The following is a 22,314-nucleotide window of genomic DNA, read 5'->3' as shown; positions in this document are numbered from 1 at the left end:
ATTGAAGTCATCCCTTCGTTTTCTTCTCTCTTTTCCCTACTTCTATAGTGATGCGTAGCCTGACTCCGTACGCTGACGCAACAGATGCATGGACTTAATGTAATTCTCCAGAGAGTGGAGCGTATGAATGCCTCGTCGTTCAAGCTCTTCGATGAACGCAAGATACAATTCGGCGGTCATGAACGCATCGCCAAGAGCGGTATGGCGGCCCTCTACTTCAATCTCGTATTGTTGAAGCAGGGTATCAAGTCCGTACGATTGATTGGTCGGCAGCAGGTGATATGCAAGCGTCATCGTATCGATGACCGGATTGTGTATCTTCGCTTTGCACAGCTTTCTCAGTTTACTATTCAAGAAGTTGATATCAAAATCGGCGCAGTGCGCTACCAGATAGCTATCATCGACAAAACGCAGGAACTTATGCAGTACTGGCAGGGGGAGGGGCGCCTCTTGGACGTCTTCATCCGTAATGCCCGTAATCTCCGTAACGATTGGCGGAATAGGTTTGCCCGGATGAATGTACTCGTGAAAAAATTCACTTTCTTGAATCTGTCCATTCTGGATAACAACAGCTCCAATCGAGATGATTTCATCTCCTGCGTACGGGTGGAAGCCGGTTGTCTCCGTATCGAATACAACAAAGCGCATATTTCGCAGATGACGGTCCGGATAGTTATGTTGCTGTACCGATTCACACATGGATTGCACTTCTTGAATTAATTGCGGGTCAAGGGGGAGCTTTTCTTTATACCAGCTTGTCGTGATGTGCTTGAGATATTTACCCAGGGGAAAAGAGTACACCGTGTTCACATCCTTCTTTCTCATTCTATCTCTCCAGTCACTTCTTGGAAACGCTCTCATTTATTTATCATACCATAGAATCAGAATGAGGAACAGATTATTTAGAAAATTTCGATTGGTGTTTGTTCCTTGACGTTCACTGTTAAGAGCGGTACGATGAAAGAAAAAACGACCACTGGGGGTGCTGTATGCTGAGAGAAGCGTTCGCTTCGACCCTTAGAACCTGATCCGGTTTGTACCGGCGTAGGGAAGTGGATGGATGCTGCTGCACGGTCGGCTTACTCGACCATGCACAGGAAGCGCCACTCCACGGGGTGGCGTTTTTTTAGGGTATAGGAAAGTATATGTCGCTTTATAGTACTAAAGCGACATATACTTTCCCTCTATTGTAATCGAGGAAAAACTCGCGAGGCGTGTGCCGACTGTTGCTTTTTCTGCGTGGAGCGTGTGGCTCTTAAGGAAGGGAAAGACCGGCAATTGTCTCCCTCCTCGAGATACCCGGATGTTTTGCCGGTCCGACCGAAGGGCCACAAAGCGGCCGCTTGTCTTCTTTGTGGAAAAAGGACGAGCGGCAACGCCCGCGAGTTTTTCTTAATGCAGGAGGTTCAATTATGAGTATAAAAAAAGCGTTAACGGTGGCCGGTTCGGATAGCGGCGGAGGCGCCGGTATCCAGGCTGATTTGAAAACGTTCCAGGAGCTTGGCGTATACGGTATGTCGGTTTTGACTGCGCTCACGGCCCAGAATACGACAGGTGTGTATGGCGTACATCCGGTTCCTCCGGAGTTTGTGGCACAGCAAATGGATGCCGTGCTGTCGGATCTTGGAACGAATGCAGTAAAAACAGGTATGTTGTTTGACAGCGCCATTATTGAAACGGTTGCACGCAAGCTAAAGGAGTACGGTGTGCCCAATTATGTACTCGATCCCGTTATGGTCGCCAAGGGCGGTGCGCCTCTTTTGCTGCAGGAAGCGGTCGATGCGATGAAAGAACATCTTCTACCTCTAGCGATGGTAGTGACGCCGAATCTGCCGGAAGCGGAATTGCTGACCGGAATGGAAAAGATTGAGACACACGAACAGATGCGGGAAGCGGCACGGATACTTCACGAATGGGGAGCGCAAAACGTAGTTATTAAAGGCGGGCATAGCACGGGCGATTTTGCGACGGACTTGCTGTATGATGGCCGGGAGTTTGTGGAACTGTCGGCCGCACGGTTTCATACGGAGCATACGCACGGTACCGGCTGTACATTTGCGGCGGCTATTACCGCAGGGCTGGCGTCCGGCAAGACAGTACGTGAAGCCGTGGAGCAGGCGAAGCAGTTTATTACTGCCGCCATCAGTCATCCGCTCGGCATCGGGCACGGCCATGGCCCGACAAATCATTGGGCGTACCGGGCAAAGGAAAGATAAAAAATAGCGGAGAATCTATTTTCTGCTTTTTTAGATAGTCTAAAGCTCTTCATAGGCGAAGAGCTTTTTTCTGTGAAAATCATGAGAAAAGAAGGAAGGGAAAGAGGAAATGAGATCCGGGGAAGAAAAAGGCGTTCGCCTTTTTCACCATTGTGGAAATGTCAAACGTTGTCTATATAGATGCAAATAAAAATTAAGCTAAATATTTTAACTATTTATTATATTGACATTATTTTGTTAAAGTCTTATGCTTAGACTATAAGGATTTTGGATCCAATATTCAGAATCCTAAATACGAAAATTAAAAATAAAGTGAATATAAAATAAAACCAAAGAAATGAGGTAGACGATATGCTTCCGTTAGCTGGAGTGACCGTTGTTTCAGTCGAACAAGCAATTGCGGCCCCCTTTGCTACACGGCAATTAGCTGATCTGGGTGCCCGTGTAATTAAAGTCGAACGGCCTCAGGTGGGCGACTTTGCGCGTGAGTATGATACGACGGTAAAAGGGTTGTCCAGTCACTTTGTATGGACAAATCGTTCAAAAGAGTCTATTGAACTGGATCTAAAAGCGGAGGAAGGGAAGCAAATTCTAATGGATTTGCTGGCAAAGGCTGATGTGTTTGTACAGAATCTAGCACCGGGGGCGGTTGAACGGCTTGGATTTGGTCCGGGTGAATTACGTAAGCGTTTTCCACAACTTATCGTTTGCGGTATCTCAGGTTATGGAACGGATGGGCCGTACCGGGATAAAAAGGCATATGACCTGCTGATTCAATGCGAATCCGGGGTGGTCTCGCTGACCGGGACGGAAGAGAACCCATCCAAAGTGGGGATTTCAATTGCTGATATCGCGGCGGGAATGTATGCCTACTCAGGCATCCTTGCTGCCCTTATCCAACGTGAGAAGACAGGGCAAGGTACAGTACTGGAAGTATCCATGCTTGAAGCAATGGGGGAGTGGATGGGCTATCCGCTTTACTATACGTATTATGGGGGAGAAGAGCCGAAGCGAACCGGTTCACGGCATGCCACCATTTATCCATATGGTCCGTTTCCAGCCAAAGATGGGAAAACAGTATTTTTCGGGATTCAGAACGAGCGGGAATGGATGCGATTTTGTGAGGTACTGTTGGAACAACCTTCACTTGCATTTGATCCCCGTTTTAATCTGAATCATAAACGGGTGCGTCACCTAAAGCAGTTGGAGAAAATTATTAACCAAAAATTGCAGACCCTGACGGCTGACGAAATCGAGGCACGGCTCGATATAGCGAAAATTGCGAATGCGCGCATGAATACCATGCAAGAATTTGCCGAACATCCGCAGCTCAAAGCGCGAAACCGCTGGCGAGAAGTACAGACGGAAGTGGGGCCGATTCGCGCGCTTTTGCCACCGATTACTATGGAAGGATTCGAGCCGGTCATGGCTCCGGTACCGCGTGTTGGAGAGCATAATCAGTCCATTCTATCCGAAATCGGACGGGACAAAAACGTTGTAGGCAACGGGAAATAAACAAAGGAGAGGGAAAAACACATGTCGCTTTGGCGAAGCTGGATGTTTGTTCCTGGCAATCAGGAAAAGAAGCTGATGAAAATCGAGCAGACGGAGGCGGATGTCGTCATCTGTGATTTGGAAGATGCCGTTCCTATTCAGGAAAAAGAACTTGCGAGAATGATGGTAAAGCGAGTTCTGGAAAAGAAAGGAATCAAAAAAATCTTTGTTCGTATCAACGATATCTCCACACCTTACTTCATGGATGACATCCAGGAGATAGCTTCGTATAACGTGGATGGAATTATCCTGCCGAAAACAGGAAAGAAAGAGCATATTCATCTTGTCGATCATTTGTTAGGGACCATCGAAGCAAAGCACGGTCGCAAACGCGGCAGCACTCTGGTTGTTCCTTTGATTGAATCGGCCGCCGGCTTGCATTATGCCTTTGACATTGCCAGGGCCAGTTACAGAATCCACTGTTTGGCTTTCGGGTCGGTGGACTATACGCTGGATATTCATACAGGGGGGACGAAAGAAGGCAACGAAATCCTGTTTGCTCGTTCCTGGCTTGTGAATGTATCGCGGGCCGCGGGCATAGAATCGCCCATTGATGGTGTGTACGTAGATATACAGGATAAGGAAGGGTTAAAAAAAGAAACTGAATTTGTAAAACAGCTTGGATTTCAGGGGAAAATGACGCTTCACCCCAATCAAAATGGAGTAGTTAATGCTGTATTCGCACCGACAGAGAAAGAAATAGAGGAAGCGCAGCGTATCGTGCGGGCATTTGAAGAAGCCGTACAACAGGGAAACGGGGCGATTCAGGTTGATGGGAAAATGGTAGATTATCCGGTAGCCATTCGCGCACGCAAAACGATTGAGCAGGCGGAAGCGCTCAAAAGTAGTGAGGGAGGCAGTTCGGTTCGAATTTGAACGGACGTTCGATGAAAATACTAGAGTGTAGCTTCTCGTTAGCTTTATAATGAAAAGAAAAATAAAGCTAAGAGAAAGTTGGGAAATTTATGGAACAGATTGTAATGCAACCTGCGAGAGAAAAAGTGGCTGCCATTTTACGGAAAGCCATATTCAAAGGCGAATTACAGCCAGGTGAAGTATTGTCCCAAGAAGAAATCGCCAAAAAACTGGGGATTTCTCGCATGCCCGTTCGGGAAGCGTTTCAAATGCTGGAGCGTGATGGATTGCTAATCTTGCAAAATCGGCGTGGCGCCGTAGTTCGCGAGCTGACGCTTGAAGATATCCAGGAACATTATGAGCTGCGTGCGTTGCTGGAAGGAGAGGCGGCAGCCAGAGCAGCGAGCAAAGCCGGTAAGGATAATAAAGAGCTGGCTGCTATAATTGCCGCTCAGGAAGAAGCCGAACAAGCGGCACAGGCAGGGAACGTGGAGGCATACATTTCTGCCAACGAAGCGTTTCACCGCGCCATTTGGGAGGCGGGAAAAGGACAGCGTTTAAATAGCATGCTTCATCAGACGTGGAATGGATTGCCTACGCGCCTGCCGGAATTGCTAAGTGAGCAGATACAACGTTCGTTATCTGAGCATCGTCACATTACCCGGGCTATTTCCGAACAAAAACCGGATGAAGCGCGTGCCAAGATGTCGCATCATATTATGCGGAGTTTTCAGGATTTTGTTGCTTCCAGGGAACGTACACAGCAGGAACAGAAAAATCAAGAGGTGGAAGTAGAATAAAAATTGGCCGTATAAAAGGTGGGAAAAGACGCTTCTAGCGGGTTTTAATGTGGGGGCTGTGCCCCCGCGCCCTTTAGGGAGTAGGGAATGACAGTTAAAATAATATAATTATTCTAAATTTTTATAAATTTTGATGATGTGTAAATACATAGGCAGACAACAAAACGAAAGGCGCACTCTTGCTGCCAAAGAAATCAACAAAATGTAAGCGTTTTTTTACCGATGAATTTTTTATTAATTAGGGGGTTGCTTTATGAAAAAATGGTCGATTGTTTGCTTGATTGTCTTGTTGTTGGGTGTGCTGACGGCATGCGGAGGAAGCGGAGGGAAAGAAACGGCTGCTGATGCTAATAGTAAAGGCGGGGACATGGAAAAGATCGTCATCAAGTTCTCGCACGTTACTGCGGCTGAGAGTGTAAAAGGAAAAGCGGCGCAAAAATTCGCTGATCTGGCGGCGGAAAAAACAGGCGGGAAGGTAAAAGTAGAAGTCTATCCGTCTTCGCAGCTATATGGTGACAAAGAAGAACTGGATGCGCTCGTATCCGGAAACGTGCACATGATAGCGCCTTCCGTTACCAAAATGGTAAAGCTTGACCCGCGCTGGCAGTATGTGGACATGCCCTTCCTGTTCAGAGATCGTGAGCACTCGCTCAAATTCTTCGAGAGCGATCTGGCGAAGCAGCTGATGAGCAGCGAACAGCTGGTAGGCAACGACATTATGGGTCTGGCTTTCTGGGAAAACGGTTTCAAACAATTCACCAACAACAAAAAACCGCTGAAAACACCGGCCGATTTCAAAGGACTGAAATTCCGCGCACAAGCAGGTAAAGTGCTCGAAGGACAGTTCAAAGCGCTGGGCGCAGGCTCTGCCACCATTCCGTTCGGTGAATCGTATGCGGCTCTGCAGCAGGGTACGGTAGATGGACAGGAAAACACGTTCAACAACATTGATACGCAAAAATATCAAGAAGTGCAAAAATATATGACCGTTAGCAACCACGGACGCATTGATTACGGTATTTTCGTCAATAAGCCGTTCTGGGATGGCATGCCGGAAGAGGTTCGCACAAAAGTGGAAGAAGCGCTGAAAGAGGCGACCGAATATGAGTGGAAGCTGGCCCTCGAAGACAACGACAAGAGCTTCGAAAACCTGAAGAAATCCGGCAAGATGCAAATTACCGAGCTGACGGATGCTGAGCGTGCCGAGCTGGAAAAAGCGCTGCAGCCGGTATATGAAGAGTTCAAGTCTGTTATCACACCGGAGTTGATCGACGGAATTAAAAATCTGAAATAGAGTTAGCGAGGAAGGGCGCTACGTCGTTAGTGCTTCTTCCTCTTACCGAAGGAGGAACACAGATGAAAAGCTGGAAAAAGGCGTGGGATTTGTTTGAAGACATCGCCGCTGGTTCGTTTTTGTCCGTCGGTATCGCGCTTATTTTTTACGGCGTTCTCATGCGTTATGTTTTTAACGAACCGAAAGCGTGGGTGGAGGAAGTGGCGAACTATACACTTGTCTGGGGAGCGCTGCTCGGCGTTCCGGTTGCGCTGCGCAACAATCACCACATTCAGGTGGATATACTGTATGAAAAATTGCCGCGCGGGATGCAACGGTGGCTAGATGTTTTTGCAAGCTTCATGGGAATGGTATTTTGTCTTTTCTTTACGTATTACGGCTATGTTTTGGTGGCGAAGCGGTATACGTCCGGCATGGTTTCCATGGATGTCGGTATCCCGATGTGGATAGTCTATTTGATTCTTCCTATCTCCGGCATCATGTTTCTGCTTCGCTTTATAGAGAAGTTTGTGCAAGCGATTCGCGGAGAGAAAATCGTAAATACGGTTGACATGGTAGAGATTCCGAAAGAAAAGGAGGATGCACCGCATGGTACTCACGCTGTTTAGTAGTTTCATCGGTCTTATGCTGCTGCGTGTACCGATCGCCATCAGTCTGGCTTTGGCTACCGTATTGGTGTTAATCCAATCTGACTTTAACATGAACATGGTGCCGCAGCGGATGTTTGCGGCGCTCGATTCGTTCCCGCTGATGGCGATTCCGGGCTTCGTACTGGCCGGTGTTATTCTGGCGCGTGGCGGCATTTCCAAGTATTTGATTGAAGCCCTGCGCAAATGGGTGGGGCATCTGCCGGGCGGGCTATCTGTCGTCACGATTCTTGCCTGTATGGTATTTGCGGCCATTTCCGGTTCCAGTCCGGCGACGGCTGCCGCGATCGGATCGATCATGATTCCGGCGATGGTCAGCGCGGGCTATGATAAAAAGTACTCGATGGGCCTGGTAGCCGCGTCAGGTACGCTGGGGATTTTGATCCCGCCAAGTATTCCGCTCATTATCTACGGAATTACCGCCGAAGAGTCCATCGGGAAGCTGTTTATGGCTGGCGTCATTCCTGGATTATTGCTGGGCAGTGTGCTGATTGTGTCCGCCATTTTCTATGCGCGGAAGCATGGATATGGAAGCGATGAGAAGTCTTCGGTGGAAGTACGGATGAAAGCCTCAATAAAGGCGCTGTGGGGTGCGTTTCTGCCTATCTTAATTCTGGGCAGTATTTATACCGGGGTTGCCACACCGACCGAATCGGCCGTTATCGCGGTCGTATACGGTCTGATTGTTTCGGTTGTGATTTATCGGGAGATGGGGCTGAAAGACGTTCGCCCGATTCTTGTGGAAACGATCAATATTACGTCGATGATTTTCTTGATTATTGCCGCTGCCAGCCTGTTTGGTTTGTATCTGACCAACGAACAGGTGCCGCAGGAAGTAGGAGCCTGGATCGCAGAGAGTGATATGAACAAATGGACGTTCTTTCTTATCGTCAACATTTTGTTCTTTATCATGGGAACCTTCCTGGAAGCGGTGTCGATTATTCTGATTACGCTGCCGATTCTGCTTCCGATTATCCATCATCTAGGAATTGACCCGATTCACTTCGCGATCGTGATGACTGTCAATATGGAGCTGGCGATGATTACGCCGCCGGTCGGCCTGAACCTGTTCGTTGTGGGAGGTATCGCGAAAGAGAAGCTTGAAGTGGTCGTACGCGGGGTGATTCCCTTTATTATTCTGTTTATCTTCGTGCTGGCGTTGTATGTTATCTTCCCGCAGCTTTCGCTCTGGCTGCCGAACATGATGGAATAAAGAAGATAAGGAGGACGTAAAACAATGAGCATAAGTAAGCAAATTGCTTCCTATCTAGTAAAAGCGAAGTATGATGACCTTCCAACCGAGGTTGTAGAATTTACAAAGTTGTGCATATTGGATTGGCTGGCTTCCGCCGTGGCAGGACGAGATAAACCGCCTATTCATATGATTCGCCAGATGATAGAGGAAGCAGGAGGACACTCGCAGGCGACGCTGGTCACAGGAGGTAAATCTTCCGTTCTTCATGCCGCACTGGTGAATGGAGCCTCCAGCCACATCGTGGAGCTGGACGACATTCATAAAGCGTCCATCATTCATGCCGCCACAGTGGTTATTCCCGCAGCTCTGGCCATAGCGGAATGGAAAGAGAGAAGCGGGAAGGACTTGCTGCTGGCAGTGGCGCTCGGGTATGAGGTATGCTACCGTGTCGGGGAAGCGGTTAGCCCTTCACACTACTATTACTGGCATAATACCGCCACATGCGGCACGTTTGGCGCGGCCGCGGCCGCAGCGAAATTGCTCGGGTTAAGCGAAGAGCAAATCGTACATGCGCTGGGGAATGCGGGTACGCAGGCTGCAGGGTTGTGGGAATTTATCGAAGACGGAGCAATGTCCAAGCAACTGCATCCGGGCAAGGCAGCGATGAATGGCGTGCTGGCCGCCTTATTGGCAGAGAAAGGATTTACAGGCGCCCAGCGTATTTTTGAAGGACGGCGGGGATTTTTCGAGGCAATGGCAGATAAGTATGATGCAAGCAAAATGACGGAAGGGCTAGGGAACACATTTAAGATTCTGGAAAACTCTTTTAAAATTCATGCCTCGTGTCGTCACACGCATCCAGCTATGGATTTGGCTAAGCTGTTGCGAAACGAAAAAAACATACGACCGGATGAAATACGAAATATTCATGTGAAAGCGTACCAGGATGTGCTCAACATTACGGACAACCCGAATCCGCAAACGGTCTATGCGTCAAAATTCAGCCTGCAGTACTGCGTTGCGTTGGCGTTTGCTACTGGAAATACATCGCTGCCGGATTTCAATGAGGATGCATTACATGATCAAACCATCCGAAATTTAATGACTAAGGTTTGCGTTACAATGGACCCGGACGTTCAGGCTGCATATCCAGAGAAATGGGGTTCTAAATTGGAAGTGGAATTGACCAATGGGGAAGTTGTAGTGCTAACGACCGACTATCCGAAAGGAGACCCGGAAAATCCGGTTTCATCGGACGAGTTGATCGATAAATTTCGTGTATTGACCGCGGCCTTGCCGCAAGAAGAGACGGAGCATTTCCTCACGGCGATTCTAAATGTCGAGGAACTCGAGTCGGCCGGGAATATGTGGGCAATGCATGCAGCCGGAAAAGGAGTGTAAAAATGCGGGAGGTAACGTGCGAGCAAATTACGGAAGCCGTCAAACAGTTATGCATGGATGCAAACTATGAATTAGGCGCCGATGTGGTAACGGCGTTCCGTAAAGCGGCCCAGACAGAAGAGTCGGCGGTTGGCAAAGAAGTCATCGGCCAGTTGATAGCCAACGCGGAAATCGCGGCGGCGGAACGGGTACCGATGTGTCAGGACACGGGGATGGGAATTTTTTTCGTGGAGCTGGGCCAGGACTGTCGGATTACGGGAGGACGCTTGTATGATGCCATTAACGAAGGCATCCGACAAGGATACGGAGAAGGCTATTTACGTGCTTCGGTAGTGAAGGATCCGCTTGTCCGTCAAAACACAGGGGATAACACGCCCGGCGTCATTCACGTAGAATTGGTCGAAGGCGATCGGTGTACGCTGCACATGGCCGCAAAGGGCTTCGGGAGCGAAAATATGAGCCGACTGAAAATGCTAAAGCCGTCTGACGGTATTGAAGGCGCTAAGGACTTTATCATCGAAACGGTAAAGATGGCGGGCCCGAATGCGTGTCCTCCTATGGTAATAGGAGTGGGGCTTGGCGGTACGTTTGAGAAATCGGCCTACCTGGCGAAAAAATCGTTGTTGCGCCCTCTCGGACAGCGGCATGCGCGTGCGGATGTTGCCGAATTGGAAGAAGAACTAATCCAAGAAATCAATGCGCTGGGCATCGGGCCGCAGGGCATGGGCGGACGGACCACCGCACTTGATGTCCATATCGAGGTATTCGCCACCCATATTGCCGGATTGCCGGTCGCTGTGAACATTAACTGTCATGCCAGCCGTCATAAGACGGCGGTACTGTAAGGAGGCGGCCATGAAACAAATACAGCTTCCACTAACAGAGGAGCAGTGTACAGGGCTGCGGGCGGGTGATCGGGTGGAATTAACCGGTACGTTGTATACGGCGCGGGATGCCGCCCACAAACGGATGGCCGAAACTCTGGAAAGCGGAGGAGAACTTCCAGTGGATGTAGCCGGGCAGGTCATCTATTATGTGGGACCAACACCGGCCAGGCCTGGACAGGCAATCGGCTCGGCAGGTCCCACCACCAGCAGCCGGATGGATGCGTACACGCCTCGTCTGCTGGAAAAAGGGCTGAGAGGCATGATCGGAAAAGGGAAGCGGAGCGAGACGGTAAAAGAAGCGATAGTGAAGCACCGAGCCGTTTATTTTGCGGCTGTAGGCGGCGCAGCAGCGCTTATTGCCAAGGCGATTCGCTCCGCAGAGGTTGTCGCCTATGAAGACCTGGGGACGGAAGCCATCCACCGTTTAGTGGTCGAACGCTTCCCTGTCATTGTTGTTAATGATGCAGAAGGGAACGATCTGTACGAGCAAGGGGAAACGCAATTTCGGCTCGGATGAGTCATTTTGGCGATTACGGTTAGCTTATGGGTGACCGAGTCGCTGCATCACATGGCACCAGCCGTTCCCGCTATTCTTGCAGTCGTGCTGCTTAGTATGCCGCGCATTGGAGTGACACGTTGGGAAACCACAACCAAAATTAGTCTGGATACCGTATTCATTCTGGGCATTATGCAACCATGCCGAATGTGCTGGTACAGGCGAGCGGATATAAATGAAGTGATTTTTAAAATAGGAGATGATGAACATGACAATTAAACAAGGTTGGACTGGACGTTTTTACGAAGACTTCGAAGTGGGCGATATTTATCCTCATCCACTGGGCAGGACGGTAACGCAAACCGACAACATTTGGTTTACGCTTTTAACGCAGAATACAAATCCAATTCATTTTGACGAGGTTTATTCAGCGAAGACTGAGTTTGGACGTCCGCTTGTTGATTCCACTTTTACAGTGGCGTTAGTTACAGGCCAATCGGTAACAGACATTTCTCAAAATGTTATGGCTAATCTCGGCTGGGACGAAATCCGTCTTCCGAACCCTGTTTTTGAAGGGGACACCATTTACTCATACAGTGAAGTTCTTGAAAAACGTGAATCTAAGTCTCGACCGAATGTAGGAATTGTAAAAGTAAAAACGAGTGGATATAACCAGGACGGTAAGGTAGTTATTGAATTCAAGCGTACGTTTATGGTGTATAAGCGCGGGCATGGCCCTGATATAACAAATGATTTGCTTTCGAAGGTTTTGGGGCAAGAAAAACAAATTCGTTAAACAACTAGCTTCTAATGAAATTGATACTATCAACAAAAGAAGCAGAAGGCATAAGAAGGATAGTAAATCATATACAGATTGCAGGGAGGAAGAAAAAATGTCCCAAAAATTAGAAGAAAAAATGGCGGAAAACGAATTGCACGTCGAACTTCGAAAAGGTGTGCGCAAAGTCTGCAGTCGTTTTCCTGATTTGTATTGGCGTGAATTAGAGGTGGAACGTGCTTATCCAGGGGAATTTGTGGAAGCCTTAACGCAAGGGGGATATCTTGCTGCTTTAATACCGGAAGAGTACGGCGGATCGGGATTTGGCATCACCGAAGCTTCCATTATACTTGAAGAGATTAACCGCTCTGGAGGGAATGCAGGTGCATGTCACGCACAGATGTACACGATGGGTACGCTGCTGCGCCATGGATCAGAGGAACAGAAGCAAAAATATTTACCACGGATTGCGGATGGCTCTCTCCGTTTACAGGCATTTGGCGTGACGGAACCCAATACCGGAACGGACACTACACAACTAAAAACGACCGCCGTGCGTAAGGGTGACAAATATGTGGTCAATGGGCAAAAGGTGTTCATTTCGCGTGTGGAACATTCGGACATGATGATTTTGCTCGTTCGTACAACCCCGCTTGATCAAGTCAAGAAGCGCACGGAGGGCCTGTCCGTATTGTTGGTCGACTTGCGAGAGGCTGTCGGCAACGGATTGACGATTCGTCCTATTCGTACAATGATGAATCACGCCACTACGGAACTCTTTATTGAGGACTTAGAGGTCCCTGTTGAGAACCTTATTGGCGAAGAAGGAAAAGGGTTTCGGTATATTCTGGATGGAATGAATGCAGAGCGCATTTTGATTGCGGCAGAATGTATTGGAGACGGCAGGTGGTTTATTGAACGGGCGACGAACTATGCAAACCAGCGCGTTGTCTTCCAGCGACCGATTGGTAAGAATCAGGGCGTACAATTTCCGATTGCGCGATCCTATATCAACATCGAAGCGGCTGATTTAATGCGCTTTCGTGCGGCCGAATTGTTCGATATGGGCCAGCCGTGCGGGGCAGAAGCAAACATGGCAAAATTGCTCGCTGCGGACGCTTCTTGGGAGGCGGCCAATGTAACTTTACAGACTCACGGCGGTTTTGGATTTGCGGAAGAATACGATGTGGAGCGTAAATTCCGTGAAACACGCTTGTATCAAGTTGCACCAATCTCTACGAATTTGATTTTGTCGTATGTAGCAGAACACGTGTTAAAACTGCCGCGCTCCTACTAATTTATCGGCACAAAACATCAAAAAATTGCCCTCTATATCATCCATAAGGGGACATAGAGGGCAGAACTCTGTTCATTTTCTTTTAGCTTCTTATTTCTACTATCTTACATCCAATAACTATACGTTTGTTTTTTTAGTCGAATTCTTCGGCGCTTTTTCCAGCGCTTCTTTAATGTCATCTAATTTGGCCACAATTTCGTCGTCGAGCCTCTCATCCAATTTCTCTACTTTCTCTTCCAATTGAATAACGAGTTGGGCAACGCGGGCGATTTCTTCTTTACTGGGTAAGTTGTTCTCGGCAAGAACTTGGTCCACCATTTTTTTATATTGGTCCTGGGAATAAAAAAACCATTTTTGATATTCGCCAACCATGGCTGAGTACTCGGATGTTTTAATGAAATCGTCGAGCGTTTTCCCCCATGTTTTCTCAACCAGGTCGTACCAGCTTTTCCACAATTGAACCGGATCGAACGTTTGATTGGATGCCACGCGAATCCCTCCTGTTTTTTTAATTCCTCCCTCTTATATTACGTGCCATAGGTAAAATATACAAATGAAAATTATGAAAAAATTATAAATGCGTCATATAGCATTTTTGGCGGAAAAAACTCGTATAGTGAAATGGATAGGACATGAGAAGGGAGAGAAGTACGTATGGGGAACGGCAAAGATAAAATCCATGCTTGCGGGGCGCCGAAAAATTTACTCATACCCTGTGTGCTGCTTTTACTCCGACGGGTCAGCAACCATGGTTATCAAATCATTCAGGATTTAGTGGAGTTCGGTTTTTCTTCTATCGATCCGGGTTATGTATATCGCATTCTGCGTCAATTGGAAAGCGAAAAACTGGTGCAATCGCATTGGGAGGTATCAAGCGGCGGACCTCCTAAACGCATGTATTCCATTACGGCAGCAGGTACCGAATATCTGGACATGTTGTCACAGACTTTGGAAAAATATCAATATACGCTGGACCGGTTCTTCAGTATGTATGAAAGAATCCTATTTGTTTCCATGGAAAAAACGAATGAATAGTACAAATCATTCGAAAATATATAGGAAAAAGTATGGAATACAAATGGATTAGCAGATAAGATAGAAGTAAGATACGATGTGCCTGGGAGGGGGATTGCAATTGTTTCGTAAAATAAACGATGTGTCCATTAAGCTTAAGCTGACGGGCACAATTTTGCTTATCACGTTGATTCCGTTAATGACTGCAGGATTCTTAAGCTATCATTCCGCTTACAATAGCGTCTACGAAATGACAGTGCAGGACTTAAAGTACATGACGAAGATTAAGGCGGAAGAAATTGCGGCTATCGCCAAAGACAAGCAGATAGACGCCGCCACCTCGGAAAAAGTAAAAGCGTCGGTCGATGACGTGGAAACGAGCTATTATAAAGCCAATGGACTAAGCGGATACGCTTATATTATTGATGAACAGGGAAAGATTTTGTACCATCCTGATCCGAACATGATAGGGACCAGCATTGCGAACGAATCGTTTACACAGGAGATACTCAAACAAAAAAACGGCTACATTACATATCCCTGGAAAGGCGAAGAGAAAGTCGCCTCATTCGTTCAGATGCCGAACGGATGGGAATTGGTCATCGGCAGTTATTTAAAAGATATGATGAAACCGCTTTCGATCATTCGTAATCAGATGTTTATTATTAGCTTTGTTTCTTCCTTGCTTGCCATTGTAATCGGATATATCATCGTTCATATTCTGACAAGGCCGATGAAAGAGTTGGTACAGGCGATGGAAAAAGCCGAAGCGGGTGATGTGACGGTGCAGGTAACCCCCGGCTCAAAAGACGAAGTAGGACAGCTTACCCATATATTTAACGAGATGATTCGCGAATTCAGAAACATGCTGCGTCAGGTGAATGAGGTATCGGAACAGGTGGCCGCCTCATCCGAGCAGTTAACGGCCAGCGCCAATGAGAGTACACGCGCATCCGAACAAATTTCAGAAGCAGCCCAGGAGATTGCGTCCGGATCGGAAGGTCAGATGGAAAGTGTGCGCCAAACGACGAATGCGCTGCACGAAATGAGCAGCAATATTCAGGCCATCGCCGATAAAATTCATGCCGTCAGGCAAGATTCCTCCGTCGTGGTGAAATACGCGCATGAAGGGGAAGAATCACTGAAGAAAGTAGTCTGGGAAATGAATGATATCACGCAGAAGGTAAATGATACAGAGATGCAGATTCGCGAGTTGGGGAACCGTTCGGAAGCGATTAAAGGAATTATCGGTACCATCCATGAAATTAGCGAACAGACGAACCTGCTTGCGTTGAATGCGGCGATTGAGGCGGCACGCGCCGGTGAGCAGGGCAAAAGCTTTGCGGTCGTGGCTCAGGAAGTTCGCAAGCTGGCTGAACAGTCCGGCAGGTCGGCGAGCGAGATTGCCGCACTTATCTCTGATATTCATACTAAAATCGGTACAGCGGTCTCCTCTATGGGAGAAAGCAGCAAAGCAGTATCGGAAGGCCGTTATGTAGTGGAAGAAGCAGGTCAGGCATTTTCTAACATTCTAAAAGCTATCGCCGATTTGAATAAGCAGATTGAGCTCGTTACGGCATCTTCGGAGACGATTTCCGAAGGAACGGAGCGCATTGTACGCCAGGGTGACGAGATTTCCCGACTGGCTTCCATCGCTGCGGCAGATACGCAGGAGGTTGCCGCGGCTTCCCAGGAGCAGACCGCCACGATGGAGGAGATTAATGCCGCCTCCGAAATGCTGGCAAAGATGGCGGAGGAGTTGCAGGCACATGTCAACCGCTTTAAAATTTCATAGCGTGTAGCATTCCGTCTTTTAATTAGCTAGAATGAGAAAAAGGGGGCGGGAGGTGAAAAAATGGATTACGTAGATCGCAATCGTGCTTCTTTTGATAAACTGGCGAATCAGGCGGGCATGAAGTGGCGTCATCGGGAGCTGACCATGCAGTTTATTTCCGGGTTTCAGATGCTTCTGGGCGGGAATCGTGTGCTTGATCTCGGATGCGGTGCAGGGCATGACGCGCTCCGATTAAAGCGCTATGATTTGCATGTGCAGGGGTTGGATATCAGCGAGGTGATGCTTGAGCAGGCCAAGCAAAAGGTGCAGGATGTCGAGTTTATTCAAGGAGATTTCCGTCATATTCCGACCGGTGATGAGCTGTATGACGGTGTATGGGCGAATGCCTCGCTGATATATTTAACCAAAGAAGATTTGCATAAAGCGCTTGATGAAGTGTACCGGGTATTGAAGCCCGGCGGCGTTTTTTTCTCTTCGTATCGACTTGGCGAAGGAGAGATAGTGATAGACAACATTTTTAATCAGCTATACGGAGAGCAGGAAATACAGAATATCCTTCGTTCGCATGGATTCCGCATTTTCGATCGCACCAACACTGGAGGGCAGGAAGAGCCCTATCTAAGCTTGTACGCCGTGAAGCAATGATTGCACTGTTTATTCTTTAGTTCATACATAAGTAGCCGTGGGAAATCCCGCGGCTATTTTTCTTTTTTGAAGCGTTGCTTGGTAAGTTTCCGGCGCTTGTTGCGAATCTCAAACCGTTCTGCGGCAGTTTTATAGTTCCAGCGTTCTTCTTCCGTTTCGGGAAGAACAGGAGGAACCGTTGTGGGTTTGCCGTCGTCATCGAGAGCCACAAACGTTAGGTACGCTTGCGAAGTCAGGCGCCGTTCTCCGGTCAGCAGATTTTCCGCTTCTACTTTCACATAAATCTCCATGGAAGTATGGTGAGTCCAGGACACGTACCCTTCCAGGCAGATGGCTTCTCCGGTACGGATAGGCGAAAGAAAGTCCAGGCTATCGCTTGATGCGGTGACTACCTGCCTGCGGCAGTGTCGCATGGCGGTGATGCTGGCGACCTTATCAATATAAGCCATGACATTCCCGCCAAAGATTGTTCCATGGTAGTTCGTATCCGGAGGGAGGACAATGTCCGTCATAATCGTGCGTGACTCGCTCGTTTTTTTGCCTTGCAAATAGTTTCACCTCGTTTTATTAAAATGTAGGCAAGCACCCAATTTCCCGCCTCTAGGCATGTGTCGTGTCTTATCGTTTCATGGGTGAATACAGTGTAGCAGATTGATAAATAATTCAATATGAATGGAGGACGTTACACGTGCATTACTATCCTTACCCAATGGGTGAAGTCCAGACGATGGACGTAGAAGTGGTTAAATGTCACTATCACATCGAGAAGATGAAATATTACGAGTACAAGTGTCACAAATATGCACACCGTAAAAAATACTACAAGAGATATTATAAACGTTATTGTTACCACAGGAAAATGTATGAATACTATCAGAAAAAAGGTTATAGTATGCCGTATGGCTACGGACCGATAGTACCGGCACCACCTGTACATGGAGCACAAGCTATGGCGCCCCAGGCCTATCCGGCCGCCAAGGGCAAATGCCGTGAAAGCTCTAGCTGTTGATTCATGCGTAATAGTAAAGAAAAACGAGCCGTCCGTGCTCGTTTTTCTCATTTCCAGCCTATGTACTGATGGGCACGGGTAAACAGCGTAGGATAGACGAGAAATCCCAGAATGATGCTGGTAAGAGCGGAGGCGGCCGTAAACGAAAACATAATGAGCAACTGGTAGCGCACAGCTTCGATCGGACTGGTACCAGCAATAATAAGTCCGGTCATCATACCCGGAAGCTGGACAAGTCCTACCGTTTTCATCGAGTCGATAATCGGTATCATACCGGCGCGAATCGCTTCCCGGGTCAACCGTTCACTGGCCTGGCGGCTGGTGGCGCCGAGCGAAAGCGCGACAAGGATTTCTTCTCGCATAGACGCGGAACGCTCCCGCATCTGGTTCAGCAGCAGGGATGAGACGATCATACAGTTACCGATGACCATGCCGCTAACGGGAATGATGGATTTCGGTTCCCATTTAATCATATCCAGTCCAAGCATGGTCCCTATTGTAACCGCAGTGACAGCGGCAATGGTAAAAAAGATGCGCGCAAACACATGCGGCACGCCTCTGCCCCGCTTGGCGGAGCTGCGGGCGGCAACGAATACCATGACAAGCAGCATGCAGCCGATAAACAACGGATGGCGGCTTGTGAAAATAAATTCCAGAACATATCCGACTGCGACCAACTGGATCATAGCGCGTATAGTACCAGTGAACATATCGCGTTCCAGGCCGAGGCGGAGACGCAGCGAGAGCAGCATGGCGATGAAGACAAAGCCGGTCGTGGCGAGTGTGGTAACGATGCTCATGGTGCAACCAGTACCTCCAAACATCCGTCTTCCAAATGCCATGTGACGTTCCCTAAGCGTTTCGCTTGTTCCGGCGAATGGGTAATCCATAATACGGTATGTCCTGCCTCATGATAGGCGCGGATTTCCTGCTCGATATGTTTTGTGCTCTTCTCATCGAGAGCCGATGTCGGCTCATCAAGCAGAAGGATATCAGGCTCCAGGGATAGGGAGCGTGCAATATTGACGCGCTGTTTTTCGCCGCCGGACAGATCTCCGATACCGCGTGACAGATACTTTTCGGAAAGAGCCACCCGGCGCAGCAGGCTGCTCATATACTCTTCCGTGATACTATCTCCCGCAAGCCTGGCCGGATACGATAGATTGTCGGCCACTGTACCCGGAAAGAGAACAGGGGATTGAAAGACATAGTGGACTTTGCGGCGCAACCTGGGCGGATCCCATTCGAGAAGCGGTTTGCCCAGATAAACAATCCGTCCTGCGTCAGGCTCCTCAAGACGGGTCAGCAGACGGAACAACGTACTTTTTCCTGTACCGGACGGGCCGGTAATGGTAATAAACGCTCCTTTGGCTATTGTTACGCTTACGTCTTTGAGTGGTGTGGAGCGGTAGTGGGGTGTATGGTACGATTTAAAGACATGGTGCAGTTCAAGCACCGGTTCGCTCGTCATAACAGGGTATCCTCCTCTCGAGTAACTGTTTGATTTTTCATATCATGCATACGTATAGTATAGTATATTTAACTTTTATTTTGCGGAAAGGAAGAATCGTTTGGACATTACCTTAGCACAGCAATACATATGGAAGGTAACGTATCGCCTTGTGACCGAGGAAGAGTATACGGTACTCGGGGCCGGAGAAGAGATGATTGAGCTGTTGCGGCAGAAGGGGAGGGAACTGCGCTATGTGCAGCTTCGACTGGCCGATTTTCTCTGGGGAGCTACATTAGGATATGATGTGCGGGATGGCGCCGCACGCCTTGAAGATATCCGAAGGCAAGCAGGTGCCAGAAGCATCCAGGGGCAGATTGTGTATATATGTTACGAACCGGTAGCGGAAAGTATGCGAGACGCTTTGCAGGCGGAAGAAGGGATTCATGAACAACAGGTATCGTTGCATGTAGCCGGATATGGTTTGGAAGAGGGGAGATGGATTCGGAAAGCCGGGGACGGATTCAGCAGGTCCGATCTGTTTACCGGTACGCCATTCGGTGAAGAAGAACCTCCCGCCTCCTATTGGATGCGTAGCATTGAACAGATGGAAGCCGAGCGTGAGCAAGAGATGCGCGCCACATTCTTCTATGGCAAACCTCGCTTTACGTATCTATTTCTTATCATGATTATTGCCGTGTTTATTTTGATGGAGCTAAGCGGGGGCAGCCAGGACCCGCGGGTACTCTTGCTATTCGGAGCGAAGTTTAACCCGCTTATTCTCGCCGGGGAATGGTGGCGCTTCATAACACCTATGTTTCTTCATATCGGGTTTATGCATATTCTGTTCAACGGTGTCGCCCTTTACTCGCTGGGTGCGCTGGCGGAGCAAATCTACGGTTCGGCACGTTTCCTGGTCATTTATATGCTGTCCGGCATTAGCGGTGTAGTCAGCAGTTTTGCGTTTTCGGATAATATTTCGGCCGGCGCATCCGGCGCGATTTTCGGCTTGTTTGGCGCGATGCTGTATTTCGGTACACAAAATAAGGAACTGTTTTTCCGCACGTTGGGAACTAACATTTTAGTTGTGCTGGGTATCAACCTGGCCATCGGTTTTTTATCACCCGGCATCATCGACAATTATGCGCATCTGGGAGGACTGGTAGGAGGCTTTCTTGCTTCCACACTCGTAGGGCTTCCCAAACATCGTTCACGCGCCTGGATAAAAGCGGGGGCAACTGCGCTTCTTCTTTTCCTGCTCTGGTGGGGCATACAGGCCGGAGGGCTTGTGTTGTAAGCCACGAACAACAGGATGGTTGTGCATCGCCCCCGTGATAAATCCTGGATAAGCCTTCCCCCTTGGTAAAATGTCCGATATAATGAAAAATTGAGAGTGATTTTTCATGGGAAAAGGGGTAGGAGTCTTATGAAACAATTTAAAGACAGCATATACAAGTTGATCGTCGAAACGTCCACCAATCTTCCGCCGGATGTGCGCCGCGCGGTGGCAAACGCAAGAAAGAAAGAGAATGCCGGTACACGCGCTGCGCTCTCACTGACAACCATTGCGCAAAACATTGAGATGGCTGAAACGAACGTCTCCCCGATCTGTCAGGACACCGGTATGCCGACATTTGAAGTACATACGCCGGTAGGAGCCAATCAGATTGAGATGAAGAAAGCCATTCTTGAAGCGGTTGAATTGGCGACGAAAGAAGCGAAACTTCGCCCGAACTCCGTTGATTCGTTGACAGGCGAAAACAGCGGAACGAATCTTGGACCGGGCACGCCGGTCATTCACTTCGAGCAGTGGGAAAAAGACGAAATCGAAGTAAAGCTTATTCTAAAAGGTGGCGGCTGTGAGAATAAGAACATCCAGTACAGCCTGCCGATGGAAATTGAAGGCCTCGGCAAAGCGGGCCGCGATTTGGACGGCATTCGCAAATGCATTCTGCACAGCGTATACCAGGCGCAGGGCCAGGGCTGTAGCGCCGGTTTTATTGGTGTGGGCATCGGCGGTGACCGCACAAGCGGATACGCGCTCGCTAAAGAGCAATTGTTCCGTAAGGTTGATGATGTAAATCCGAACCCGCAACTGGCGGAGCTTGAAGACTATATTATGGAAAAAGCGAACGAGCTCGGTATCGGCACGATGGGCTTTGGTGGCGAAACGACGTTGCTCGGCTGTAAAATCGGTGCCATCAACCGTCTTCCGGCCAGCTTCTTCGTATCGGTTGCCTATAACTGCTGGGCGTTCCGCCGTCAGGGTGTAGCCATCGATCCGGCCACCGGCGAAATCAAAGAATGGTTGTACAAAGAAGGAACGGCAGATTTACATGAAGGCGTACAACAGCCTGAACAAACGGAAGAACGCCGTGAAGTTGTGTTGCAATATCCGATTACGGAAGAGCAAATTCGCAGCCTGAAAGTTGGAGACGTGGTCATTATCAACGGTCTCATCCATACCGGTCGTGATGCATTCCACAAATACATGATGGATCATGACTGTCCGGTTGATTTGAACGGCGGTGTGATTTACCACTGTGGTCCCGTTATGTCCAAAGACGACAGTGGAGAATGGCATGTGAAAGCGGCAGGCCCGACGACAAGTATTCGTGAGGAGCCCTACCAGGCTGACATTATGAAGAAATTCGGTATTCGCGTCGTCATCGGTAAAGGCGGCATGGGTCCGAAAACGTTGAAAGGCCTACAGGAGCACGGCGGCGTCTACCTCAATGCAATCGGTGGTGCGGCGCAATATTATGCAGATTGTGTCAAAAAAGTGGAAGGCGTCGATTTTCTTGAATTTGGTATTCCAGAAGCGATGTGGCATTTGCAGGTGGAAGGCTTTGCCGCCATCGTTACGATGGATTCGCACGGCAACAGTCTGCATGCCGATGTAGACAAAACCTCGTTTGAGAAATTGTCTTCATTTGCCGAACCGGTGTTTAGTTAATACGAATTTTGTCGAATCAGGAAAG

24 protein-coding genes and 1 riboswitch are annotated in these 22,314 nt (G+C 48.6%); of the genes, 19 read left to right on the top strand and 5 right to left on the bottom strand.

All coding sequences use genetic code 11. The features are described from left to right. Positions 1 to 42: 42 nt before the first annotated feature. Entirely contained in the window at positions 43 to 825 is a 783-nt protein-coding gene (locus tag ADA01nite_RS14975) for a 3'-5' exonuclease (RefSeq protein WP_170230307.1), read from the bottom strand. Positions 826 to 968: 143 nt separating this feature from the next. Further along, positions 969 to 1,068, top strand: a riboswitch (TPP riboswitch). A gap of 344 nt (positions 1,069 to 1,412) precedes the next feature. Between ADA01nite_RS14975 and thiD the strand changes: the two genes are divergently transcribed. The 13 genes from thiD to ADA01nite_RS14910 all read left to right on the top strand — a co-directional run bounded on the left by thiD (position 1,413) and on the right by ADA01nite_RS14910 (position 13,420). Then, positions 1,413 to 2,216, top strand: a complete 804-nt coding sequence (gene thiD, locus ADA01nite_RS14970; RefSeq protein WP_146811082.1) for a bifunctional hydroxymethylpyrimidine kinase/phosphomethylpyrimidine kinase — start codon at positions 1,413 to 1,415, stop codon at positions 2,214 to 2,216. Between the two features lie 351 nt (positions 2,217 to 2,567). Further along, entirely contained in the window at positions 2,568 to 3,731 is a 1,164-nt protein-coding gene (locus ADA01nite_RS14965; RefSeq protein WP_146811081.1) for a CaiB/BaiF CoA transferase family protein, read from the top strand. A gap of 21 nt (positions 3,732 to 3,752) precedes the next feature. Beyond that, complete coding sequence (locus ADA01nite_RS14960) at positions 3,753 to 4,646, top strand: HpcH/HpaI aldolase/citrate lyase family protein (RefSeq protein ID WP_146811080.1); 894 nt, start codon at positions 3,753 to 3,755, stop codon at positions 4,644 to 4,646. Positions 4,647 to 4,735: 89 nt separating this feature from the next. Beyond that, positions 4,736 to 5,425 (top strand): GntR family transcriptional regulator, encoded by a 690-nt coding sequence (locus ADA01nite_RS14955; protein ID WP_146811079.1) that lies wholly within the window; start codon positions 4,736 to 4,738, stop codon positions 5,423 to 5,425. Positions 5,426 to 5,678: 253 nt separating this feature from the next. Further along, the gene (locus tag ADA01nite_RS14950) at positions 5,679 to 6,719 is read left to right on the top strand and encodes a DctP family TRAP transporter solute-binding subunit (RefSeq protein ID WP_146811078.1); all 1,041 of its coding nucleotides are present in this window, start codon (positions 5,679 to 5,681) and stop codon (positions 6,717 to 6,719) included. 62 nt (positions 6,720 to 6,781) lie between these two features. After that, positions 6,782 to 7,327: a TRAP transporter small permease gene (locus tag ADA01nite_RS14945; RefSeq protein ID WP_146811077.1), complete on the top strand. Its 546-nt coding sequence runs from the start codon at positions 6,782 to 6,784 to the stop codon at positions 7,325 to 7,327. Then, on the top strand, positions 7,308 to 8,579 hold the full coding sequence (locus tag ADA01nite_RS14940) for a TRAP transporter large permease (protein ID WP_371863564.1): 1,272 nt from the start codon (positions 7,308 to 7,310) through the stop codon (positions 8,577 to 8,579). Before ADA01nite_RS14945 ends, ADA01nite_RS14940 begins: the two co-directional genes overlap by 20 nt. A gap of 24 nt (positions 8,580 to 8,603) precedes the next feature. Next, on the top strand, positions 8,604 to 9,962 hold the full coding sequence (locus ADA01nite_RS14935; RefSeq protein ID WP_146811075.1) for an MmgE/PrpD family protein: 1,359 nt from the start codon (positions 8,604 to 8,606) through the stop codon (positions 9,960 to 9,962). Positions 9,963 to 9,964: 2 nt separating this feature from the next. Beyond that, complete coding sequence (locus ADA01nite_RS14930) at positions 9,965 to 10,807, top strand: fumarate hydratase (RefSeq protein ID WP_146811074.1); 843 nt, start codon at positions 9,965 to 9,967, stop codon at positions 10,805 to 10,807. A 10-nt stretch (positions 10,808 to 10,817) separates the two neighbouring features. Further along, complete coding sequence (locus tag ADA01nite_RS14925) at positions 10,818 to 11,366, top strand: Fe-S-containing hydro-lyase (protein WP_146811073.1); 549 nt, start codon at positions 10,818 to 10,820, stop codon at positions 11,364 to 11,366. A 6-nt stretch (positions 11,367 to 11,372) separates the two neighbouring features. Further along, positions 11,373 to 11,624: a hypothetical protein gene (locus ADA01nite_RS14920; protein ID WP_146811072.1), complete on the top strand. Its 252-nt coding sequence runs from the start codon at positions 11,373 to 11,375 to the stop codon at positions 11,622 to 11,624. Continuing rightward, positions 11,614 to 12,141, top strand: coding sequence for a MaoC family dehydratase (locus ADA01nite_RS14915; RefSeq protein WP_146811071.1), 528 nt, complete (start codon positions 11,614 to 11,616; stop codon positions 12,139 to 12,141). The genes ADA01nite_RS14920 and ADA01nite_RS14915 overlap by 11 nt, the downstream gene beginning before the upstream one ends. Before the next feature lie 97 nt (positions 12,142 to 12,238). Next, positions 12,239 to 13,420 carry an acyl-CoA dehydrogenase family protein gene (locus ADA01nite_RS14910; protein ID WP_246147359.1) on the top strand — a complete coding sequence of 394 codons (1,182 nt, stop codon included), beginning with the start codon at positions 12,239 to 12,241 and terminating at the stop codon, positions 13,418 to 13,420. 117 nt (positions 13,421 to 13,537) lie between these two features. Here ADA01nite_RS14910 and ADA01nite_RS14905 read toward each other — a convergent pair whose 3' ends face one another. Next, a complete protein-coding gene (locus ADA01nite_RS14905; RefSeq protein WP_146811070.1) occupies positions 13,538 to 13,909 on the bottom strand; it encodes a DUF4349 domain-containing protein in 372 nt (123 codons plus the stop codon). Between the two features lie 165 nt (positions 13,910 to 14,074). Between ADA01nite_RS14905 and ADA01nite_RS14900 the strand changes: the two genes are divergently transcribed. The 3 genes from ADA01nite_RS14900 to ADA01nite_RS14890 all read left to right on the top strand — a co-directional run bounded on the left by ADA01nite_RS14900 (position 14,075) and on the right by ADA01nite_RS14890 (position 16,874). Then, complete coding sequence (locus ADA01nite_RS14900; RefSeq protein ID WP_146811069.1) at positions 14,075 to 14,455, top strand: helix-turn-helix transcriptional regulator; 381 nt, start codon at positions 14,075 to 14,077, stop codon at positions 14,453 to 14,455. Between the two features lie 100 nt (positions 14,456 to 14,555). After that, a complete protein-coding gene (locus ADA01nite_RS14895; RefSeq protein ID WP_246147358.1) occupies positions 14,556 to 16,229 on the top strand; it encodes a methyl-accepting chemotaxis protein in 1,674 nt (557 codons plus the stop codon). A 60-nt stretch (positions 16,230 to 16,289) separates the two neighbouring features. After that, positions 16,290 to 16,874: a class I SAM-dependent methyltransferase gene (locus ADA01nite_RS14890; RefSeq protein ID WP_146811067.1), complete on the top strand. Its 585-nt coding sequence runs from the start codon at positions 16,290 to 16,292 to the stop codon at positions 16,872 to 16,874. Positions 16,875 to 16,927: 53 nt separating this feature from the next. Here ADA01nite_RS14890 and ADA01nite_RS14885 read toward each other — a convergent pair whose 3' ends face one another. Next, positions 16,928 to 17,422, bottom strand: a complete 495-nt coding sequence (locus ADA01nite_RS14885) for an acyl-CoA thioesterase (protein WP_371863563.1) — start codon at positions 17,420 to 17,422, stop codon at positions 16,928 to 16,930. A 140-nt stretch (positions 17,423 to 17,562) separates the two neighbouring features. Here ADA01nite_RS14885 and ADA01nite_RS14880 point away from each other — a divergent pair, with 140 nt between their 5' ends. Then, entirely contained in the window at positions 17,563 to 17,883 is a 321-nt protein-coding gene (locus tag ADA01nite_RS14880) for a hypothetical protein (RefSeq protein WP_146811066.1), read from the top strand. A gap of 47 nt (positions 17,884 to 17,930) precedes the next feature. On the opposite strand, the gene ADA01nite_RS14875 is transcribed toward ADA01nite_RS14880, so the two are convergent. Both ADA01nite_RS14875 and ADA01nite_RS14870 read right to left on the bottom strand, forming a co-directional pair. After that, on the bottom strand, positions 17,931 to 18,683 hold the full coding sequence (locus tag ADA01nite_RS14875) for an ABC transporter permease (protein ID WP_146811065.1): 753 nt from the start codon (positions 18,681 to 18,683) through the stop codon (positions 17,931 to 17,933). Further along, positions 18,680 to 19,354: an ABC transporter ATP-binding protein gene (locus tag ADA01nite_RS14870; protein WP_146811064.1), complete on the bottom strand. Its 675-nt coding sequence runs from the start codon at positions 19,352 to 19,354 to the stop codon at positions 18,680 to 18,682. Before ADA01nite_RS14870 ends, ADA01nite_RS14875 begins: the two co-directional genes overlap by 4 nt. Before the next feature lie 100 nt (positions 19,355 to 19,454). Here ADA01nite_RS14870 and ADA01nite_RS14865 point away from each other — a divergent pair, with 100 nt between their 5' ends. Both ADA01nite_RS14865 and ADA01nite_RS14860 read left to right on the top strand, forming a co-directional pair. Further along, entirely contained in the window at positions 19,455 to 20,630 is a 1,176-nt protein-coding gene (locus ADA01nite_RS14865) for a rhomboid family intramembrane serine protease (RefSeq protein WP_246147357.1), read from the top strand. A gap of 129 nt (positions 20,631 to 20,759) precedes the next feature. After that, on the top strand, positions 20,760 to 22,289 hold the full coding sequence (locus tag ADA01nite_RS14860) for a fumarate hydratase (RefSeq protein WP_146811063.1): 1,530 nt from the start codon (positions 20,760 to 20,762) through the stop codon (positions 22,287 to 22,289). The last annotated feature ends 25 nt before the right edge of the window (positions 22,290 to 22,314 follow it).

This window comes from Aneurinibacillus danicus, from assembly GCF_007991215.1.
Classification (GTDB): domain Bacteria; phylum Bacillota; class Bacilli; order Aneurinibacillales; family Aneurinibacillaceae; genus Aneurinibacillus; species Aneurinibacillus danicus.
The sequence above is the reverse complement of the archived record's forward strand: the minus strand, read 5'-3'. Positions and strand labels throughout refer to the sequence as shown.

Bases quoted from the DNA above. Each gene is read 5' to 3' on its own strand.
- ADA01nite_RS14975 (WP_170230307.1), bottom strand. From the start codon at position 825: ATGAGAAAGAAGGATGTGAACACGGTGTACTCTTTTCCCCTGGGTAAA.
- thiD (WP_146811082.1), top strand. From the start codon at position 1,413: ATGAGTATAAAAAAAGCGTTAACGGTGGCCGGTTCGGATAGCGGCGGA.
- ADA01nite_RS14965 (WP_146811081.1), top strand. From the start codon at position 2,568: ATGCTTCCGTTAGCTGGAGTGACCGTTGTTTCAGTCGAACAAGCAATT.
- ADA01nite_RS14960 (WP_146811080.1), top strand. From the start codon at position 3,753: ATGTCGCTTTGGCGAAGCTGGATGTTTGTTCCTGGCAATCAGGAAAAG.
- ADA01nite_RS14955 (WP_146811079.1), top strand. From the start codon at position 4,736: ATGGAACAGATTGTAATGCAACCTGCGAGAGAAAAAGTGGCTGCCATT.
- ADA01nite_RS14950 (WP_146811078.1), top strand. From the start codon at position 5,679: ATGAAAAAATGGTCGATTGTTTGCTTGATTGTCTTGTTGTTGGGTGTG.
- ADA01nite_RS14945 (WP_146811077.1), top strand. From the start codon at position 6,782: ATGAAAAGCTGGAAAAAGGCGTGGGATTTGTTTGAAGACATCGCCGCT.
- ADA01nite_RS14940 (WP_371863564.1), top strand. From the start codon at position 7,308: ATGGTACTCACGCTGTTTAGTAGTTTCATCGGTCTTATGCTGCTGCGT.
- ADA01nite_RS14935 (WP_146811075.1), top strand. From the start codon at position 8,604: ATGAGCATAAGTAAGCAAATTGCTTCCTATCTAGTAAAAGCGAAGTAT.
- ADA01nite_RS14930 (WP_146811074.1), top strand. From the start codon at position 9,965: ATGCGGGAGGTAACGTGCGAGCAAATTACGGAAGCCGTCAAACAGTTA.
- ADA01nite_RS14925 (WP_146811073.1), top strand. From the start codon at position 10,818: ATGAAACAAATACAGCTTCCACTAACAGAGGAGCAGTGTACAGGGCTG.
- ADA01nite_RS14915 (WP_146811071.1), top strand. From the start codon at position 11,614: ATGACAATTAAACAAGGTTGGACTGGACGTTTTTACGAAGACTTCGAA.
- ADA01nite_RS14910 (WP_246147359.1), top strand. From the start codon at position 12,239: ATGTCCCAAAAATTAGAAGAAAAAATGGCGGAAAACGAATTGCACGTC.
- ADA01nite_RS14900 (WP_146811069.1), top strand. From the start codon at position 14,075: ATGGGGAACGGCAAAGATAAAATCCATGCTTGCGGGGCGCCGAAAAAT.
- ADA01nite_RS14890 (WP_146811067.1), top strand. From the start codon at position 16,290: ATGGATTACGTAGATCGCAATCGTGCTTCTTTTGATAAACTGGCGAAT.
- ADA01nite_RS14875 (WP_146811065.1), bottom strand. From the start codon at position 18,683: ATGAGCATCGTTACCACACTCGCCACGACCGGCTTTGTCTTCATCGCC.
- ADA01nite_RS14870 (WP_146811064.1), bottom strand. From the start codon at position 19,354: ATGACGAGCGAACCGGTGCTTGAACTGCACCATGTCTTTAAATCGTAC.
- ADA01nite_RS14860 (WP_146811063.1), top strand. From the start codon at position 20,760: ATGAAACAATTTAAAGACAGCATATACAAGTTGATCGTCGAAACGTCC.